This window comes from Streptomyces sp. Je 1-332 (genome assembly GCF_040730185.1).
In the GTDB taxonomy this organism is placed as follows: Bacteria; Actinomycetota; Actinomycetes; order Streptomycetales; family Streptomycetaceae; genus Streptomyces.
In genome coordinates this window covers 3,403,423-3,421,155 of record NZ_CP160402.1, presented here as the reverse complement: position 1 = coordinate 3,421,155, position 17,733 = coordinate 3,403,423, and the positions used below count along the sequence as shown (strand labels likewise).

The 17,733-nt window shown below is 69.7% G+C and carries 18 protein-coding genes; 8 read left to right on the top strand and 10 right to left on the bottom strand.

Features of this window, described 5'->3' with window-relative positions; genetic code table 11:
• Positions 1-265 precede the first annotated feature (265 nt).
• Positions 266-991, top strand: coding sequence for a LuxR C-terminal-related transcriptional regulator (locus ABXJ52_RS15380; RefSeq protein WP_367042764.1), 726 nt, complete (start codon positions 266-268; stop codon positions 989-991).
• A gap of 22 nt (positions 992-1,013) precedes the next feature.
• On the opposite strand, the gene ABXJ52_RS15375 is transcribed toward ABXJ52_RS15380, so the two are convergent.
• The gene (locus tag ABXJ52_RS15375; protein ID WP_367042762.1) at positions 1,014-1,298 is read right to left on the bottom strand and encodes a hypothetical protein; all 285 of its coding nucleotides are present in this window, start codon (positions 1,296-1,298) and stop codon (positions 1,014-1,016) included.
• 24 nt (positions 1,299-1,322) lie between these two features.
• On the bottom strand, positions 1,323-3,005 hold the full coding sequence (locus ABXJ52_RS15370; RefSeq protein ID WP_367042760.1) for a sodium:solute symporter family protein: 1,683 nt from the start codon (positions 3,003-3,005) through the stop codon (positions 1,323-1,325).
• Between the two features lie 240 nt (positions 3,006-3,245).
• Between ABXJ52_RS15370 and galT the strand changes: the two genes are divergently transcribed.
• From galT to galK, 3 genes are read left to right on the top strand one after another with little or no spacing between them, the layout of a single operon-like run.
• Positions 3,246-4,343 carry a galactose-1-phosphate uridylyltransferase gene (galT, locus tag ABXJ52_RS15365; protein ID WP_367042758.1) on the top strand — a complete coding sequence of 366 codons (1,098 nt, stop codon included), beginning with the start codon at positions 3,246-3,248 and terminating at the stop codon, positions 4,341-4,343.
• A complete protein-coding gene (gene galE / locus ABXJ52_RS15360) occupies positions 4,340-5,293 on the top strand; it encodes a UDP-glucose 4-epimerase GalE (RefSeq protein ID WP_367042756.1) in 954 nt (317 codons plus the stop codon). Before galT ends, galE begins: the two co-directional genes overlap by 4 nt.
• A gap of 20 nt (positions 5,294-5,313) precedes the next feature.
• Positions 5,314-6,468, top strand: coding sequence for a galactokinase (gene galK, locus ABXJ52_RS15355; RefSeq protein WP_367042754.1), 1,155 nt, complete (start codon positions 5,314-5,316; stop codon positions 6,466-6,468).
• A 24-nt stretch (positions 6,469-6,492) separates the two neighbouring features.
• On the opposite strand, the gene ABXJ52_RS15350 is transcribed toward galK, so the two are convergent.
• A complete protein-coding gene (locus ABXJ52_RS15350) occupies positions 6,493-6,951 on the bottom strand; it encodes a GNAT family N-acetyltransferase (protein WP_367042752.1) in 459 nt (152 codons plus the stop codon).
• Between the two features lie 273 nt (positions 6,952-7,224).
• On the opposite strand from ABXJ52_RS15350, the gene ABXJ52_RS15345 reads away from it, so the two are divergent.
• The gene (locus ABXJ52_RS15345) at positions 7,225-8,001 is read left to right on the top strand and encodes a response regulator transcription factor (RefSeq protein ID WP_367042750.1); all 777 of its coding nucleotides are present in this window, start codon (positions 7,225-7,227) and stop codon (positions 7,999-8,001) included.
• Here the strand turns inward: ABXJ52_RS15345 and ABXJ52_RS15340 are convergent.
• On the bottom strand, positions 7,960-8,457 hold the full coding sequence (locus tag ABXJ52_RS15340) for a MarR family transcriptional regulator (RefSeq protein WP_160505514.1): 498 nt from the start codon (positions 8,455-8,457) through the stop codon (positions 7,960-7,962). The two genes, ABXJ52_RS15345 and ABXJ52_RS15340, sit on opposite strands and share 42 nt — an antisense overlap.
• A 234-nt stretch (positions 8,458-8,691) precedes the next feature.
• Here ABXJ52_RS15340 and ABXJ52_RS15335 point away from each other — a divergent pair, with 234 nt between their 5' ends.
• Entirely contained in the window at positions 8,692-9,549 is an 858-nt protein-coding gene (locus tag ABXJ52_RS15335; RefSeq protein ID WP_367042747.1) for a trans-aconitate 2-methyltransferase, read from the top strand.
• A 6-nt stretch (positions 9,550-9,555) separates the two neighbouring features.
• On the top strand, positions 9,556-9,927 hold the full coding sequence (locus tag ABXJ52_RS15330) for a VOC family protein (protein WP_367042745.1): 372 nt from the start codon (positions 9,556-9,558) through the stop codon (positions 9,925-9,927).
• Between the two features lie 7 nt (positions 9,928-9,934).
• Here the strand turns inward: ABXJ52_RS15330 and ABXJ52_RS15325 are convergent, their stop codons facing one another.
• Positions 9,935-10,621, bottom strand: coding sequence for a TetR/AcrR family transcriptional regulator (locus ABXJ52_RS15325; RefSeq protein WP_367042743.1), 687 nt, complete (start codon positions 10,619-10,621; stop codon positions 9,935-9,937).
• The gene (locus tag ABXJ52_RS15320; RefSeq protein WP_367042741.1) at positions 10,618-11,607 is read right to left on the bottom strand and encodes a fatty acid desaturase; all 990 of its coding nucleotides are present in this window, start codon (positions 11,605-11,607) and stop codon (positions 10,618-10,620) included. The genes ABXJ52_RS15325 and ABXJ52_RS15320 overlap by 4 nt, the downstream gene beginning before the upstream one ends.
• 342 nt (positions 11,608-11,949) lie before the next feature.
• On the opposite strand from ABXJ52_RS15320, the gene ppc reads away from it, so the two are divergent.
• Positions 11,950-14,682: a phosphoenolpyruvate carboxylase gene (ppc, locus tag ABXJ52_RS15315; RefSeq protein WP_367042739.1), complete on the top strand. Its 2,733-nt coding sequence runs from the start codon at positions 11,950-11,952 to the stop codon at positions 14,680-14,682.
• A 45-nt stretch (positions 14,683-14,727) separates the two neighbouring features.
• Here the strand turns inward: ppc and ABXJ52_RS15310 are convergent, their stop codons facing one another.
• From ABXJ52_RS15310 to ABXJ52_RS15295, 4 genes are all read right to left on the bottom strand, one after another.
• The gene (locus tag ABXJ52_RS15310; RefSeq protein ID WP_367042737.1) at positions 14,728-15,189 is read right to left on the bottom strand and encodes a hypothetical protein; all 462 of its coding nucleotides are present in this window, start codon (positions 15,187-15,189) and stop codon (positions 14,728-14,730) included.
• Between the two features lie 65 nt (positions 15,190-15,254).
• Positions 15,255-15,857 carry an aminoacyl-tRNA hydrolase gene (gene pth / locus ABXJ52_RS15305; protein WP_367042735.1) on the bottom strand — a complete coding sequence of 201 codons (603 nt, stop codon included), beginning with the start codon at positions 15,855-15,857 and terminating at the stop codon, positions 15,255-15,257.
• Positions 15,858-15,961: 104 nt separating this feature from the next.
• On the bottom strand, positions 15,962-16,555 hold the full coding sequence (locus ABXJ52_RS15300) for a 50S ribosomal protein L25/general stress protein Ctc (protein ID WP_367042733.1): 594 nt from the start codon (positions 16,553-16,555) through the stop codon (positions 15,962-15,964).
• A gap of 193 nt (positions 16,556-16,748) precedes the next feature.
• Positions 16,749-17,726, bottom strand: coding sequence for a ribose-phosphate diphosphokinase (locus ABXJ52_RS15295; RefSeq protein ID WP_266866016.1), 978 nt, complete (start codon positions 17,724-17,726; stop codon positions 16,749-16,751).
• Positions 17,727-17,733 lie beyond the last annotated feature (7 nt).

Here is a 17,733-nt window from a genome sequence, read left to right as displayed (position 1 = left end):
CCGGACTTCGATCCCCGCGTACGCACCGGACGGCCCCGTTCCCCACGAGGGAACGGGGCCGTCCGGCTTTCCGCGTGTTCTGTTCCGTACACACGTACCCCCTCTCACTCGTATTCGGCCGGGATTTCCGCATTCCGGGCCGCTTATCGCCGGGAGGGGGCGCGCAGCGTCGAACAAGCGTGTAGCTTCCGGGGAATGAGTGGGCGTAGGGCCGGGGGGCCCTCGATCCGTGGGGGATTCGTGGGGGAAAGTGGGGGGTTGCTCGATGGGTGTGCGACTCATGGTGGTCGACGACCACCGACTGCTCGCCGAGGCACTCGCCTCGGCCTTGAAGCTGCGCGGACACCGGGTGCTCGCCGCGGCCGCGCCCGCGGCCGGGGCGGCGGAGCTGGTCATCAGCCGGGCCCCTGAGGTCTGCCTGCTCGGCACGGCGACGCCGGCGGAGGCCGGCATGTTCGATCCGGTCGTGAAGATCAAGCGGGAGCGGCCGCAGGTGGCCGTGGTGGTGCTCGGCCCGGTGCCGAGCCCGCGCGGCATCGCCGCGGCGTTCGCCGCCGGGGCTTCGGGATACGTACGCCATGACGAGCGCATCGAGGGTGTCGAGCGCGCCATCATGAAGGCGAGAGCCGGTGAGGCGGCCGTCGCGCCGCAGCTGCTCCAGGGCGCTTTCAGCGAGCTGCTCAATCCGGCCGCACAGCCCGACGACGAGGGGCAGCGGCTGCTTCAGATGCTGACGCCGCGCGAGGTCGAGGTCCTCGTGCGGGTCGCGGACGGCGAGGACACCCGCCTCATCGCGGCCGGAATGCGGATCGCGCCCAGCACGGCCCGTACGCACGTGCAGCGCGTCCTGATGAAACTGGGCGTCGGGTCCCGTCTGGAGGCCGCGGCGCTCGCGGCGCGCACGGGCCTGCTCGACCGTGCGGAACGGCCCGCGCCGGCCTTCACGGACGACCCGGGGGCGCCGACGGGGCCCGAGCCACCGGCACAGTGAACTCGGGCCCCGTCGCGGGATGTTACTTGTCCTCTTCCGGTGCCTCGGTGGGCGGCGGAGTGGGACGCAGCCACAGCCAGCCGAGGAAGAAGAGTCCGAGCGCCAGCATGGCAAGGCCCGACCAGAGGTTGATGTTGATGTCCTCGGCCTTCTTCATGTCGGCGTCGGACGGTGAGATCCCGGCGATCGACACGATGACGCCGTAGACGACGAACAGGCCGCCGATGATGCGCCGGATGTCGAAGAGGCGTGCCGCCGTGGCGGACTTGCGCTCCAGATCGGAGACTTCCTTGTGCAGTTCAGACATGATCTTCCAGACCTCCGATCGGGATCAGAACGAGTACGGCAGGTAGCAGGCCGCGGCCAGCACGATCGCGCTCCAGCCGAGCAGCGCGGGCTTGCGGTACCAGGCGTCGTCACCCTCGGCGGGCGGTTCCTCGACGCCGGGCGCCGTCGTCCCGTAGACCAGACCGGCCAGTTCGGCCTCCGGCTTGGGTGCGGTGAAGAGCGTGACCGCGATCATCACCACGGCGCCGGCGACGAAGCCGGTGATCGCCGAGACGAAGTTGGCTCCCTGGTCGGTCGGGATGTCGATGATGCCCTGCTTGTAGATCCAGAAGTAGTTGATCATCGCGGCGGACGTGCCCGCGACCAGACCCCACACACCGGACTTCATGGAGGCGCGCTTCCAGAACATGCCGATGATGAAGACCACGAACATCGGGACGTTGAAGAAGGTGAACAGCGTCTGCAGGTACCCCATGATGTTCGAGAACGACGCGGCGATGAAGGCCGTTCCGACGGAGGCGAGCACGCCGATCGCGGTGATCAGACGGCCGAACTTCAGGTAGTAGCCGTCCTCGCGGTCCTTGACCACGTACTTCGCCCAGATGTCGTACGTGAACACGGTGTTGAAGGATGAGACGTTCGCCGCCATGCCTGCCATGAACGCCGCGAGCAGGCCGGTCACCGCGATGCCGAGCACGCCGTTGGGCAGCAACTCCTGCATCAGGTACGGGATCGCGTCGTTGTAGGTGAGGTCCGAGCCCGCGGTGCCGATCTTCGGGACGAGCACGGCCGCGACCAGGCCCGGGATCATCACCAGGAAGACGATGAAGATCTTCGGGAAGGCGGCGATCAGCGGGGTGCGCTGGGCGGCGGAGAGGTTCTTCGCGGACAGGGCGCGCTGCACCTCGGCGAAGTTGGTCGTCCAGTACCCGAAGGAGAGCACGAAGCCGAGGCCGAGGATGATCGTCAGCCAGTTCGCGCCGAGCGGGTTGGCGTCACCGATGCCGGTGCCGCCCCAGGCGGTCATGAAGTTCCCGCCGTGCGACTCCTCGATCGAGCCGCTCAGACCGTCCCAGCCGCCGACCTTCTTCAGGCCGATGACGCAGATCGGGATGAGGGCGGCGAGGATCACGAAGAACTGGAGGACTTCGTTGTAGATCGCCGAGGAGAGCCCGCCGATCGTGATGTACGCAAGGACGAAGAACCCGGCGACCACGATGGCCACCCACTGCGGCCAGCCGAGGAGCGCCTCGACGACGATCGACAGGGCGTAGAGGTTCACGCCCGCGATGAGTATCGCCGCGAACGCGAAGAGCACCGAGCTGAGCAGGTGCGCCGACTTGTCGAAGCGCTGGAGCAGGAACTCGGGGACCGAGCGGACCTTGCTGCGGTAGTAGAACGGCATCATCACGAGGCCGAGGAAGACCATCGCGGGGATGGCGCCGATCCAGTACCAGTGGACGACCGCGACGCCGTACTGGGCGCCGGTCGCCGCCATGCCCAGGATCTCGGTCGCGCCGAGGTTCGCGGCCACGAACGCGAGGCCGGTGACCCAGGCGGGCAGGGAGCGCCCGGAGAGGAAGAAGTCGAGGCTCGTCTTCACGGAGCGTCGGGCGGCGAAGCCGATGCCGAGGACCACGGCGAAGTAGATCGCCAGGATCGCGTAGTCGAGGCCGTTGGTGGGCAGCCGAAGCCCCTCGGCCAGGGTCTGTGTGGGGGACTGCATGCGTGAACTCGCTTCGTTGCGCGAACTGATCAGACCGGAACCTACGCCCCTCCTTTCAATAACTGAAGACTTCTGTTGGTGTTCTTTGTTGGATTGTGATCGGGCGCATAGCTGACGCTCAGCTTGAGGAGGAGGAGTGCTCGGCTTGCGGGCGGCAGCCTGCAGGCATTGACGATGCTGTTGCCTTGTGATTTGTTATGTGCGGTTATGTTGGGTGGGTGTTGGTGAGGAGCCCCGGACGTGAAGAAGACCTCGACCCGTCTCGCAGACGGTCGTGAGCTCATCTACTACGACTCGCGAGACGACGCCGTGCGCGACGCCATCGACCGGAGGCCCCTGGATCCCATCTCCACGACCTCCGAGATCCGCCGGGACCCGCTCCTGGGCGACGCGGTCGCCATCGCCTCGCACCGCCAGGGCCGCACCTACCACCCGCCGGCCGACCAGTGCCCGCTGTGCCCCTCCGCGGGAGAGCGGCTGAGCGAGGTCCCCGACTCCTCGTACGACGTGGTGGTCTTCGAGAACCGCTTCCCCTCGCTGGCCGGGGACGCGGGACGCTGCGAGGTCGTCTGCTTCACCTCCGACCACGACTCGTCCTTCGCCGACCTCACCGAGGACCAGGCCCGCCTCGTCCTCGACGCCTGGACCGACAGGACCGCGGAGCTATCGCACCTCCCCTCCGTCGAGCAGGTGTTCTGCTTCGAGAACCGCGGCGCCGAGATCGGCGTGACCCTCGGCCACCCGCACGGGCAGATCTACGCCTATCCCTTCGTCACCCCGCGTACGTCCCTGATGCTGCGGTCGGTCGCCGCGCACAAGGAGGCGACGGGCCGCAACCTCTTCGACGACGTCGTGGCCGAGGAGTCGGCCGGCGAGCGCGTGGTCCTGGACGCCGAGCACTGGGTGGCGTTCGTCCCCTACTCCGCGCACTGGCCCTACGAGGTGCACCTCCACCCCAAGCGGCGGGTGCCGGACCTGCTGGGGCTCGACGAAGCGGCGCGCACAGAGTTTCCCCAGGTGTACCTGGAACTCTTGAGGCGCTTCGACCGGATCTTCGGCGCAGGTGAAGGTGACGGTGAGGGCGGGACCGGGGGTGAGCCGCTCACCCCGTACATCGCGGCGTGGCACCAGGCACCCTTCGGCGCGCTGGAGGAGGCCGACGGACATACGGCGGTCAACCGGGACGACTTCGCCCTCCACCTCGAGCTTTTCACCATTCGCCGCACTTCGGGCAAGCTGAAGTTCCTCGCGGGTTCCGAATCCGGCATGAGCGTGTTCATCAACGACGTGCCGCCGGAAGCCGCGGCCCAGCGACTGCGAGAGGTAGCGAGTTCATGAGCGGTAAGTACCTGGTCACCGGCGGGGCGGGCTATGTGGGAAGCGTGGTGGCCCAGCATCTGATCGAGGCCGGCCACGAGGTGACCGTCCTCGACAACCTCTCGACCGGCTTCCGCGAGGGCGTCCCGGCCGACGCCACGTTCATCGAGGGCGACATCCGCGATGCGGCCAAGTGGCTGGACTCCTCCTTCGACGCCGTGTTGCACTTCGCCGCCTTCTCGCAGGTCGGCGAGTCCGTCGTGAAGCCCGAGAAGTACTGGGACAACAACGTCGGCGGCACGATGGCGCTGCTCGCCGCGATGCGCGAAGCGGGCGTGCGCAAGCTGGTGTTCTCGTCCACCGCGGCCACGTACGGCGAACCGGTCAGCACCCCCATCACGGAGAGCGACCCCACCGCCCCGACCTCCCCCTACGGCGCGTCGAAGCTCGCCGTCGACCACATGATCACCGGTGAGGCCACCGCCCACGGCCTGGGCGCGGTCTCGCTGCGCTACTTCAACGTGGCGGGCGCGTACGGTGCCTACGGCGAGCGGCACGACCCCGAGTCGCACCTGATCCCCCTCGTCCTCCAGGTCGCGCAAGGCCGTCGCGAGGCGATCAACGTCTTCGGCGACGACTACCCGACCCCGGACGGCACCTGCGTGCGCGACTACATCCACGTCGCGGACCTGGCGCAGGCGCACCTCCTCGCCGTCGACGCGGCCACGCCCGGCGAGCACCTGATCTGCAACCTCGGCAACGGCAACGGCTTCTCCGTGCGCGAGGTCATCGAAACCGTCCGCCAGGTCACCGGACACCCGATCCCCGAGGTCGTGGCCCCGCGCCGCGGCGGCGACCCGGCGGTCCTCGTCGCGTCCGCGGCCACCGCGCGGGAGCGGCTCGGCTGGAATCCGTCCCGCGCGGACCTCGCGGGCATCGTCGCGGACGCGTGGGCGTTCGCTCAGCGGTAACTGGGGCTAAGGGGCAACTGATGGACGTAGCGGGGCAGTTCGCGAAGCTGTACGGGTACGAGGCGGACGGGGTCTGGTCGGCACCCGGCCGGGTCAACCTCATCGGCGAGTACACGGACTTCAACGAGGGCTTCGTGATGCCGCTCGCGCTGCCGCACACCGCGGTGGCGGCGGTGGCGCGCCGCAGCGACGGCGTCCTGCGCCTGCACTCGGCGGACATCGACGCCCCGGTCGCCGAACTGCGGGTCGACGACCTGACCCCCCTGTCGAAATACGGGCAGGGCGGCTGGGCCGCCTACCCCGCGGGCGTGGTGTGGGCGCTGCGGGAGGCGGGCCACACGGTCTCCGGGGGCGCGGACATCCACCTCGCGTCGACCGTGCCGACCGGGGCGGGCCTTTCCTCGTCCGCCGCCCTGGAGGTCGTCACGGCACTCGCCCTGAACGACCTGTACGAACTCGGCCTTTCCGGACCGGAGTTGGCGGTCCTGGCGCAACGCGCGGAGAACGCCTTCGTGGGCGTGCCCTGCGGAGTGATGGACCAGATGGCGTCCGCCTGCGCCACCGAGGGCCATGCCCTGCACCTGGACTGCCGGGACCTGGCGATACGGCAGGTGCCCTTCGACCTCGCCGCGCACGGCCTGCGGCTGCTCGTCGTCGACACCCGGGTCAAGCACGAGCTGGGCGACGGGGCGTACGCGGAGCGGCGGGCCGGCTGCGAGGAGGGCGCGCGACAACTGGGCGTGAGCCACCTCAGGGACGTCCCGTACGCCGAACTCCCCGCCGCCCTGGCGAAACTGACGGACGAGAAGGTCCGCCGCTACGTCCGCCACATCGTCTCGGACGACCACCGGGTGGAGCAGGTCATCGGTCTGCTCGACGCGGGGGAGGTGCGGGCGATCGGCCCCGTCCTGACCGAGGGGCACGCCTCACTCCGGGACGATCTGCGCATCTCCTGCGAGGAGTTGGACCTGGTGGTGTCCTGCGCCAACGCGGCGGGCGCGATCGGCGCGCGCATGACGGGCGGCGGCTTCGGCGGCTCGGCGATCGTCCTGGTGGAGGAGGCGGACGCGGAGCCGGTGACGAAGTCGATCCTGGAGGCCTTCGCTTCGGCGGGCTTCACCGCCCCGCGGGTGTTCCCGGCGGTCCCGTCGGCGGGGGCGCGCCGGGAGAGGTGACCTCGCCCGGCGCCGGCCGCCCGCCTAACCCCCCAGCCGCTTCGTCAGGGTGAACTCCTTGGCACCCTCGGGGTAGTCGGGGATCACCGCCACCACCTCGTAACCCTGGCCGCGGTAGAACCCCGGCGCCTGGAAGTCCCACGTCTCCACACGGGAGTTGCGGCAGTCGCGCTCCTCGTGCGCGATGCGTTCGGCCTCGGCGAGCAGTTGGGCGCCGAGGCCCGCTCCCTGGTGCTTCTCGCTGACCCAGAGGTGGTTCACGTGGAGCCAGCGCCCCCACGTGTGCCCGGCGAGACCGCCGACGAGGCCCTCCGTGCGCTCCATGAGCCAGACGGCCAGCGGTATCTCACGATCCTCCGGGGTGCCCCGCAGTGTTCGGATCACCGGTGAGGCCTTGGAGTTCGCGTCCTGGAGCCCGGCGAGGAGCAGAGCGAACCGTTCTTTGTCGACTCCTGTCTCAATACGAAACATACGGCTCACCATAAACGCGCTGGCCAGTCAGTTCTGTAAATTACCTTCCGCTCCTGCCGTGCGGCCCTACTCTGAGTGGCAGTGCCGGTGGGGGCCGGCACTGATCAGGGGGCGAGACAGTCGGGTACGACACCCGGCGTGGGGGTGGCAGTCACAGCTCGGCGGCGGCCGTGCGACTGCGGTGACCCCCGTTCCGGGTGTCGTGCCCGCACCGTACGTCCTCCGACGTCATTTTGACGGGGGTATCCCCTGCTCTCCGAGGAGGGCTTGGGGGAGGGGGTTTCAGTGGTCCGTATCCGAGTCCTGGTCGTCGACGACCATCGCATCTTCGCCGAGTCGCTCGCGGCGGCACTGGCGGCGGAGCCCGACGTCGACGTGTCCGCGGCGGGCAGCGGCCCGGCCGCACTGCGCTGCCTGGAGCGGGGGATGGCCGAGGGGCGCAGATACGACGTCCTGCTCGTCGACGCCGATCTCGGCGCGTCCGCGAGCGCCGTGCAGGGCGTGCGGCCCGCACCTTCGGTGCAGGAGGGCAACGCGGACGGCCTGGTGGACGGCATATCCCTGGTGGCCGGGGTCCGTTCGGGCCAGCCGACGGTCCGTACGGTCGTGCTCGCCGAGAAGGACGACCCGCGCAGGGCCGCCCTCGCGCTGCAGGCCGGCGCCTCGGGCTGGGTCGCCAAGGACTGCTCGCTCTCCCGGCTCCTGACGGTCATACGGGGTGTGCTGCGGGAGGAGACCCATCTGCCGCCCGCGCTGCTCACCGGCGTCCTGCGCGAGCTGACGGCCGCGCGCAAGCACCGCACGGAATCCGAGCGCCTGGTGGAGTCGCTGACCCCGCGCGAGCGCGAGGTCCTTCGCTGCATGGTGGCGGGCCTGGGCAGGAAGGCCGTGGCCGAGCGGCTCTTCCTCTCCCCGCACACGGTGCGTACGCACATGCAGAACGTGCTGGGGAAGCTGGGTGTCCACTCCACGCTCGCGGCCGTCGCCCTTGCGCGCAGGGCAGGGGTGGGTCCGGTCGACCTAGCCGGGGATGTTGTCGAACGGGGCGGTCAACTGGCGTAGCAGCCCGGCCAGTTCGCCGCGCTGCCCGCGGGAGAGTTCGGCGAGGATCGCCCGCTCCTGTTTGAGGAGTCCGGCGAGGGCCTGGTCCGCGCGGTCCTGCCCTTCCTCGGTCAGCCGCACGAGGACCCCGCGCCGGTCGCTGGGATCGGGCAGCCGCTCGACGAGGCCCTTCTTCGCGAGCCGGTCGATGCGGTTGGTCATCGTGCCGGACGTCACCAGGGTCTGGGTGAGGAGCTGGCCGGGGGAGAGCTGATAGGGCGCGCCCGCGCGCCGCAGCGACGTCAGTACGTCGAACTCCCAGGGCTCCAGATTGTGCTCGGAGAACGCGAGCCGCCGGGCCCGGTCGAGATGCCGCGCGAGCCTGCTGACGCGGCTGAGCACCTCGAGTGGTTCCACGTCGAGGTCGGGGCGCTCCCGGCGCCATGCAGCGACCAGACGGTCGACCTCGTCCTCCATGACGATCAGTGTAGGGGGTCTGTCGACATGAAGTCTCTTGACGTCAAGATACTTTGGGTCGAGGATGGCGTTACGACGTGCGTATGGCGCCGGTACGAAGGTGATGTGACGCCTGTACGACACTCGCGCGAAGGCAGTGCGACGCCGCTCGCGCGAAGGCAGTACGACGCCGGTCGCGCGAAGGCAGTGCGCGCCGGTCCGAGGCAGGCGCCGCGACCCGAGGAGGCCCCACCCATGACCGCCGCCCCCAGCAGCCCCGCCCCCAGCGGCAGCCCTGCCCCCACCTGGGACCCGGGCCAGTACCTGCGCCACTCCGGGCACCGGGCCCGCCCCTTCGTGGACCTGCTGGCCCGCGTTCCCGGACTCCCCGCCACCGGCGGGCGTCCGCCGCGTGTCGCGGACCTGGGCTGCGGGCCCGGCAACGTCACCCGGCTCCTGGCCGAACGCTGGCCCACCGCGCACATCACCGGCTACGACAACTCTCCTCAGATGCTGGAGCAGGCGGAGCGCCTCGCGGGCCCCACGGCCGGTGGCGGTCGCCTCGACTTCGCCGCGGCGGACGCCGATGACTGGGCGCCGCCCGAGGGGACGTACGACCTGATCTTCTCCAACGCGACCCTCCAGTGGGTGCCGGGCCACCCCGACTCCTTCCCCGCCTGGATCGCGGCGCTGACCCCCGGCGGCACGTTCGCCTTCCAGGTCCCCGGCAACTTCGACGCCCCGAGCCACGTCCTGATGCGCGAGCTGAGCGAGTCCGAGCGGTGGCGGGAGCGGCTCGGCGGGCGCCTGCGCCACGCGGACGCGGTGCTCCCGCCGACGGCCTACCTGGAGCGGCTCGTTCCGCTGGGGTGCGAAGTGGACGCGTGGGAGACGACCTACCTGCACCTCCTGGAGGGGGAGGAACCGGTCCTTGACTGGGTGAAGGGGACGGGCCTGCGGCCAGTGCTGACCGCCCTCGCGGGCGACGCGGAGGCGAGGGAGGCGTTCCTCGCGGAGTACGGGGAGCTGCTTCGCAAGGCCTACCCGGCGGGGCCGGGCGGCACGGTCTTCCCCTTCCGCAGGGTGTTCGCCGTGGCCCGGCGGAAGGGCTGAGCCGCCATGCTGACCGGCATCGACCACGTCCAGCTGGCCGCGCCGCCGGGCAGCGAGCCCGAGCTGCGGTCCTTCTACGTCGACGTACTCGGCATGACGGAGACCCCCAAGCCACCCGCGCTGGCCGCGCGGGGCGGCTGCTGGTTCCTGGCCGGGGCCGTACAGCTCCACCTCGGCATCGAGCCCGACTTCCGCCCGGCCCGAAAGGCGCACCCAGGGCTGCGGGTACGGGACATCACCGCGTACGCCAAACGCCTCACGTCCCGGGGCACCCCCATCACCTGGGACGACACCCTGCCGGGCCACCGCCGCTTCTACGCCGACGACCCGGTGGGCAACCGGCTGGAGTTCCTTGAACCGGAGCACCCGAAGCCCTGAAGGGGGACTAACTCTTGCGGTGGCCTATCAGGCGCGGCTTCGGTTCCAGGCCGTCCAGGCCGTGCCAGGCGAGGTTCACCAGGTGCGCCGCCACCTCCGCCTTCTTCGGCTTGCGCACGTCCAGCCACCACTGGCCCGTCAGCGCGACCATGCCGACCAGCGCCTGCGCGTAGAGGGGGGCCAATTTCTGGTCGAAGCCGCGGGTTTTGAACTCCTGGCCCAGGATGTCCTCCACCTGCGTCGCGATGTCCGAGATGAGCGAGGCGAACGTGCCCGTCGACTGCGCCACCGGCGAGTCACGGACCAGGATGCGGAAGCCGTCCGTGTACGTCTCGATGTAATCCAGGAGGGCGAACGCCGCCTGCTCCAGGAGCTCGCGCGGATGGCCCGCCGTCAACGCCCCCGTCACACCGTCAAGGAGCGCCCGCATCTCGCGGTCCACCACCACCGCGTAAAGACCCTCCTTGCCGCCGAAGTGCTCGTACACGACAGGCTTGGAGACCCCGGCCTTCGCCGCGATCTCCTCCACCGACGTGCCCTCGAAGCCCTTGGCGGCGAAGAGCGTGCGGCCGATGTCCAGCAACTGCTCCCGGCGCTCGGCACCCGTCATCCGGGTCCGGCGCGTACGCCGGGGCTGCTTCTCTTTGCTGGCAGGGCTGGAATTGCTGGAGTCGGTCGCCACGTCGTCAATCATGCCGGGCCGACGGCCTTCTGCTTCCGGCGGGAGTCGATACGGGACTCCGAGGGCCAGCGCACATCCGTCGCCCACCCCAGCTGCTCGCACCAGCGGATGATCCGGGCCGACGAGTCGACCTGGCCCTTCAGCACACCGTGCCGCGCCGACGTCGGATCGGCGTGGTGGAGGTTGTGCCAGGACTCGCCGCAGGACAGGACCGCGAGCCACCACACGTTGCCCGAACGGTCACGCGACTTGAAGGGACGCTTGCCCACCGCGTGGCAGATCGAGTTGATCGACCACGTCACGTGGTGCAGCAGCGCGACCCGGACCAGCGACCCCCAGAAGAACGCCGTGAAGGCGCCCCACCACGACATCGTCACCAGGCCGCCGACCAGCGGCGGGATCGCAAGGGAAACGATCGTCCAGAGGAGGAACTGGCGGGAGATCCTGCGCAGCGCCGGGTCCTTGATCAGGTCCGGGGCGTACTTCTCCTGCGACGTCTGCTCCTCGTCGAACATCCAGCCGATGTGCGCCCACCACAGGCCCTTCATCAGGGCCGGGAGCGTCTCGCCGAAGCGCCACGGGGAGTGCGGGTCGCCGTCCGCGTCGGAGAACTTGTGGTGCTTGCGGTGGTCCGCCACCCAGCGCACCAGCGGGCCCTCCACCGCCATCGACCCCGCCACGGCCAGCGCGATCCGCAGCGGACGCTTCGCCTTGAAGGAGCCATGCGTGAAGTAACGGTGGAAGCCGATGGTGATGCCGTGGCAGCCCAGGTAGTACATGAACACCAGCAGGCCGAGATCCAGCCAGCTCACGCCCCAGCCCCAGGCCAGCGGCACCGCCGCGACCAGGGCGAGGAACGGGACGGTGATGAAGAGCAGCAGCGCGATCTGCTCCACCGACCGCTTCTGCTCACCGCCCAGCGTCGCGGAGGGGGCGGAGGAGAGTGAAGCGTCTTCGATCACATCGGTGTCGGAATACGCATCGGAAGATGTGGTCATGGGCACGTCCCCTGTGGGGTCGAGGGTTGAGGGTCACGGCGCGCGTGCGGCGGGCACACGATCACGGGACCCGCGCTGTCTACGGTCCCGTAACCTACGGCGACGTAAGTATGGCAGCGCGGAACCCGGCGGCGAGAGGCCGCGAGTCCGTGCCGCAATGTGACACCTATCCTTGGAACGGTCGGACAGCGCGGTCCGCTCTCTCTAGTTCCCCCGGAACACGGATTCATATCCGACCGGGGCCCCCTCCCAGACCTGACGTGCGCCCTCCCGTCTCCCACCACCACCCTTCCAGGGAAGCGCTACGCGCCGCACCTTCTGAATCTGCAAGGAGCCGCACCTGTGAGCAGTGCCGACGACCAGACCACCACAGCCAGCACCGAGCTGCGCGCCGACATCCGCCGACTCGGCGACCTGCTGGGCGAGACCCTCGTACGTCAGGAGGGCTCAGAGCTCCTCGAACTGGTCGAGAAGGTCCGCCGCCTGACCCGTGAGGACGGCGAGGCCGCCGCGCGCCTGCTCGGTGGCACCGAACTGGAGACCGCGGCCAAGCTGGTCCGCGCCTTCTCCACGTACTTCCACCTGGCGAACGTGACCGAGCAGGTCCACCGCGGACGCGAGCTGCGCGCCCGCCGAGCCGCGGAGGGCGGGCTCCTGTCCCGCACCGCCGACCGGCTCAAGGACGCCGACCCCGAGCACCTGCGCCAGACCGTGGAGCACCTGAACGTGCGCCCCGTCTTCACCGCGCACCCCACCGAGGCCGCCCGCCGCTCCGTCCTCAACAAGCTGCGCCGCATCGCCGAGCTCCTGGAGACCCCGGTCATCGAGTCCGACCGGCGCCGCCACGACACCCGCCTGGCCGAGAGCATCGACCTGGTGTGGCAGACCGACGAGCTGCGCGTCGTCCGTCCGGAACCCGCGGACGAGGCCCGCAACGCCATCTACTACCTGGACGAGCTGCACGCCGGCGCCGTCGGGGACGTACTGGAGGACCTCACCGCCGAGCTGGAGCGCGTCGGCGTCCAGCTGCCCGAAGGCACCAGGCCGCTCACCTTCGGCACCTGGATCGGCGGTGACCGCGACGGCAACCCGAACGTGACGCCCGCCGTCACCTGGGACGTCCTGATCCTCCAGCACGAGCACGGCATCAACGACGCCCTCGCCCTGGTCGACGAGCTGCGCGGCTTCCTCTCCAACTCCATCCGCTACACCGGAGCCACCGAGGAACTGAAGGCCTCCCTCCAGCTCGACCTGGAGCGGCTGCCCGAGATCAGCCCCCGCTACAAGCGGCTGAACTCCGAGGAGCCCTACCGCCTCAAGGCCACCTGCATCCGGCAGAAGCTGGAGAACACCAAGGAGCGCCTGGCCCGCGGCACGGCCCACGTGGACGGCCGCGACTACCTCGGCACCGGCGAACTCCTGCACGACCTCACCCTCGTCCAGACGTCGCTGCGCGCGCACAAGGGCGCCCTGTTCGCCGACGGCCGCATGAACCGCACGATCCGTACGCTCGCCGCGTTCGGCCTGCAGCTCGCCACCATGGACGTACGGGAGCACGCCGACGCCCACCACCACGCGCTCGGCCAGCTCTTCGACCGCCTGGGCGAGGAGTCCTGGCGTTACGTGGACATGCCGCGCGAGTACCGGCAGAAGCTGCTCGCCAAGGAGCTGCGCTCCCGCAGGCCGCTCGGCCCCTCCCCGGCTCCGCTGGACGCCGCCGGTGAGAAGACCCTCGGGGTCTTCCTCACCGTGAAGAAGGCCCTGCAGGTCTTCGGGCCCGAGGTCATCGAGTCGTACATCATCTCGATGTGCCAGGGCGCGGACGACGTCTTCGCGGCGGCCGTCCTCGCCCGCGAGGCCGGGCTCATCGATCTGCACGCCGGCTGGGCGAAGATCGGCATCGTGCCGCTCCTGGAGACGACGGACGAGCTGCGCGCCGCCGACGTCATCCTCGACGAGATGCTCGCCGACCCCTCCTACCGCAGGCTCGTCGCGCTGCGGGGCGACGTCCAGGAGGTCATGCTCGGCTACTCCGACTCCTCCAAGTTCGGCGGCATCACCACCTCCCAGTGGGAGATCCACCGCGCCCAGCGCAGGCTCCGTGACGTCGCGCACCGGTACGGGGTGCGCCTGCGCCTCTTCCACGGCCGCGGCGGCACCGTCGGCCGTGGCGGCGGCCCCTCGCACGACGCGATCCTCGCGCAGCCGTGGGGCACGCTGGAGGGCGAGATCAAGGTGACCGAGCAGGGCGAGGTCATCTCCGACAAGTACCTGGTGCCGTCCCTGGCCAGGGAGAACCTCGAACTGACGGTGGCGGCGACGCTGCAGGCATCCGCCCTGCACACCGCCCCCCGCCAGTCGGACGAGGCGCTCGCCCGCTGGGACGCGGCGATGGACGTGGTGAGCGACGCGGCCCACACCGCCTACCGCAAGCTCGTCGAGGACCCGGACCTGCCGAACTACTTCCTCGCGTCGACGCCGGTGGACCAGCTCGCCGAGCTCCACCTGGGCTCGCGGCCCTCACGCCGCCCCGGCTCGGGCGTCTCGCTCGACGGACTGCGCGCCATCCCGTGGGTCTTCGGCTGGACCCAGTCGCGGCAGATCGTGCCGGGCTGGTTCGGGGTCGGCTCGGGCCTCAAGGCGCTGCGGGAAGCCGGACTGGACACTGTGCTCGGCGAGATGCACGAGCACTGGCACTTCTTCCGTAACTTCCTCTCGAACGTCGAGATGACGCTCGCGAAGACGGACCTGCGGATCGCCCGCCACTACGTCGACACGCTGGTCCCCGACGAGCTGAAGCACGTCTTCGACGTGATCGAGGCCGAGCATGCGCTGACGGTCCAGGAAGTCCTGCGGATCACCGGCGGAGAAGAACTGCTCGGCTCCCAGCCGGAGCTCCAGCAGACCTTCGGCATCCGTGACGCCTACCTGGACCCGATCTCGTACCTCCAGGTCGCCCTCCTGAAGCGCCAGCGGGACGCGGCCGCGGCGGGCGAGGACCCGGATCCGCTCCTCGGCCGCGCGCTGCTGCTCACCGTCAACGGTGTGGCAGCGGGCCTGCGCAACACAGGCTGACCCTCTCGGGTGGGCGCTCCGGGACCCGGAGCGCCCACCCGCAGGTCAGAACGCCAGCGTCACGAAAGACGCCGTCAGGAGCGCGCCGCCCGCCAGGGCCAGCCCCCACGCCGTGCGGGGCAGGCGCAGGCCCCCCGCCACCACCACCGAGGCAAGCAGCAGCGCGCCGCCCAGCGGCAGCCACGCGTGGAGGAACCCGGGGCCACCCGTGCGGACGACCTCGTCGGAGCCGGGCTTCACGGCCACCGGGATCCTCGACCCCTTCTCCTCCGCGATCGAGCGGTCGATCACGACCTTCTCGCGGGACGGGAAACCGGCGGTCGAGGAGACGTACGACCCGAAGCAGTCGTCGGAGGAGCACCGCGTCACCCGCATCGTGCCCCGCTCACGGTCGTCGGTGAGCATCACGTGTTGCGCAGTGCCCCAGGACGCCCAGAAACCCGCGACGAGCAGCAGCACGGCGAGCGCGCCCATCGCCGCCCGGCGGAGGAGAAGCAGCGCGTTCATGGCGGCGATCCTTGGCCATGGGCATGCGCTCAGTCAACCGCCCCGGGCCACCACACAGGAACCGCTCAGGAGTTGTACGAGCTCTGCGCCCGCTCCAACCCCTCGATCACCAGAGTCTCCGCCGCGTCCGCCGCGCGGTCCACGAAGTACCCCAGCTCCTTGCGCTCCGCCGACCCGAAGTCCTTCAGGACGAAGTCCGCCACCTGCATCCGCCCCGGCGGACGCCCGATCCCGAACCGTACCCGGTGATAGTCGGACCCCATCGACTTCGTCATCGACTTCAGACCGTTGTGACCGTTGTCGCCACCACCCAGCTTCAGCCGCAGCGTCCCGTAATCGATGTCCAGCTCGTCGTGGACCGCGACGATGTTCGCCGTCGGGACCTTGTAGAAGTCGCGCAGCGCCGTCACCGGACCACCCGACACGTTCATGTACGACATCGGCTTCGCCAGGACGACACGGCGACTGCCCGGCCCCGCCGGACCGATCCGGCCCTCCAACACCTGCGCCTGCGCACGCCCGCTGCGCTTGAACGAGCCACCGATCCGCTCCGCGAGCAGATCGGCCACCATGAAGCCCACGTTGTGCCGGTTCATGGCGTACCCAGGGCCTGGATTGCCCAGACCCACGATCAGCCAGGGCGCGCCGGGGTCCGTCGTCATCTGCATGTCTCCTTCATAGCCCAACCGCCGCCCCGCGCAGGAGCGCGGAGCGGCGGTTGGCAGGTCGAACCCGGATGAACCGGTCGAGCTCAGGCGAACGCTGTCGAGGCTCAGGCCTCGGCGGCTTCACCCTCACCCTCGGTCTCGGCAGCGGCCTCCTCGGCCTGCGCGGCCAGGACCTGCAGGACGACGGTGTCCTCGTCGACGGCCAGGGTCGTGCCCTTGGGCAGCGTGATGTCCTTGGCGAGAACGGTCGCACCGGCCTCGAGACCGGCGATGGAGACGGTGACCGACTCCGGGATGTGCGTGGCCTCGGCCTCGACGGGCAGCGCGTTCAGCACGTGCTCGAGCAGGTTGCCGCCCGGGGCGAGCTCACCCTCGGTGTGCACGTAGATGTCGACGTTGACCTTCTCGCCCTTGCGGACCAGGAGCAGGTCGACGTGCTCGAGGATGCCGATGCGCACGGCGTCACGCTGGACGGCCTTCGGGATGACCAGCTGGCTCTTGCCGTCGATGTCCAGGTTGATCAGGACGTTCGGGGTCTTGAGCGCCATCAGCGTGCCGTGGTGCGGCAGCGTGATGTGCATCGGCTCGGCACCGTGGCCGTAGACAACGGCGGGCAGCTTGTCGGCGCGACGCAGACGGCGGGCGGCGCCCTTGCCGAACTCGCTGCGGACCTCGGCGGAGATCTTCACCTCGGACATGTGCACTCCTCGTACAAAGCGGTGACGGAACAGAATCGGTCACCCGGCCACGACTTACTGGCCTGCTACGAAGAGCGCGTCGATAACGGACCGCCGCACTCCAATGAGTACGGCCTCCCTCGCCGAGCAACTCCGTGAGTCTACCCGGCGGGGAGGCCGCCCCAGAAATCGATCTTCAGTAAGCCCGCGGCGACTACGCCTGCTCGTCGAAGAGGCTCGTCACCGAACCGTCCTCGAAGACCTCACGCACCGCGTTCGCGATGGTCGGCGCGATCGAGAGCACCGTGATCTTGTCGAGCTCCAGGTCGCCCGGGTCGGGCAGCGTGTCCGTGAACACGAACTCGCTCACCTTGGAGTTCTTCAGACGGTCCGCGGCCGGACCGGAGAGCACACCGTGCGTCGCCGTCACGATGACGTCCTCCGCACCGTGCGCGAACAACGCGTCGGCGGCGGCGCAGATCGTGCCACCCGTGTCGATCATGTCGTCGACCAGCACACAGACGCGGCCCTTCACGTCACCGACGACCTCGTGCACGGTGACCTGATTGGCGACGTCCTTGTCGCGGCGCTTGTGCACGATCGCCAGCGGCGCGCCCAGACGGTCGCACCAGCGGTCGGCGACACGCACCCGGCCGGCGTCGGGAGAGACCACGGTCAGCTTCGAACGGTCGACCTTCGCACCCACGTAGTCCGCGAGGACCGGCAGCGCGAAGAGGTGGTCGACCGGGCCGTCGAAGAAGCCCTGGATCTGGTCCGTGTGCAGGTCGACCGTGAGGATGCGGTCCGCGCCCGCCGTCTTCATCAGGTCCGCCACCAGACGGGCCGAGATCGGCTCACGGCCGCGGTGCTTCTTGTCCTGACGCGCGTACCCGTAGAACGGCACGATCACGGTGATGGAGCGGGCCGACGCGCGCTTCAGCGCGTCGATCATGATCAACTGCTCCATGATCCACTTGTTGATCGGAGCCGTGTGGCTCTGGATCAAGAAGCAGTCCGCACCACGAGCCGACTCCTGATACCGCACATAGATCTCACCGTTGGCGAAATCGAAAGCCTTCGTCGGCACGATGCCGACACCCAGCTTGTGTGCGACCTCCTCGGCCAACTCGGGGTGGGCGCGGCCGGAGAAGAGCATCAACTTCTTCTCGCCGGTCGTCTTGATCCCGGTCACAGCACTA

Coding starts and splice junctions, on each gene's coding strand:
- ABXJ52_RS15325 (WP_367042743.1), bottom strand. CDS start 10,621: ATGATTGACGACGTGGCGACCGACTCCAGCAATTCCAGCCCTGCCAGC.
- ABXJ52_RS15300 (WP_367042733.1), bottom strand. CDS start 16,555: ATGTCCGAGGTGAAGATCTCCGCCGAGGTCCGCAGCGAGTTCGGCAAG.
- ABXJ52_RS15380 (WP_367042764.1), top strand. CDS start 266: ATGGGTGTGCGACTCATGGTGGTCGACGACCACCGACTGCTCGCCGAG.
- ABXJ52_RS15335 (WP_367042747.1), top strand. CDS start 8,692: ATGACCGCCGCCCCCAGCAGCCCCGCCCCCAGCGGCAGCCCTGCCCCC.
- galE (WP_367042756.1), top strand. CDS start 4,340: ATGAGCGGTAAGTACCTGGTCACCGGCGGGGCGGGCTATGTGGGAAGC.
- ABXJ52_RS15350 (WP_367042752.1), bottom strand. CDS start 6,951: ATGGTGAGCCGTATGTTTCGTATTGAGACAGGAGTCGACAAAGAACGG.
- ABXJ52_RS15375 (WP_367042762.1), bottom strand. CDS start 1,298: ATGTCTGAACTGCACAAGGAAGTCTCCGATCTGGAGCGCAAGTCCGCC.
- ABXJ52_RS15310 (WP_367042737.1), bottom strand. CDS start 15,189: ATGAACGCGCTGCTTCTCCTCCGCCGGGCGGCGATGGGCGCGCTCGCC.
- galK (WP_367042754.1), top strand. CDS start 5,314: ATGGACGTAGCGGGGCAGTTCGCGAAGCTGTACGGGTACGAGGCGGAC.
- ABXJ52_RS15340 (WP_160505514.1), bottom strand. CDS start 8,457: ATGGAGGACGAGGTCGACCGTCTGGTCGCTGCATGGCGCCGGGAGCGC.
- ABXJ52_RS15320 (WP_367042741.1), bottom strand. CDS start 11,607: ATGACCACATCTTCCGATGCGTATTCCGACACCGATGTGATCGAAGAC.
- ABXJ52_RS15330 (WP_367042745.1), top strand. CDS start 9,556: ATGCTGACCGGCATCGACCACGTCCAGCTGGCCGCGCCGCCGGGCAGC.
- ABXJ52_RS15370 (WP_367042760.1), bottom strand. CDS start 3,005: ATGCAGTCCCCCACACAGACCCTGGCCGAGGGGCTTCGGCTGCCCACC.
- pth (WP_367042735.1), bottom strand. CDS start 15,857: ATGCAGATGACGACGGACCCCGGCGCGCCCTGGCTGATCGTGGGTCTG.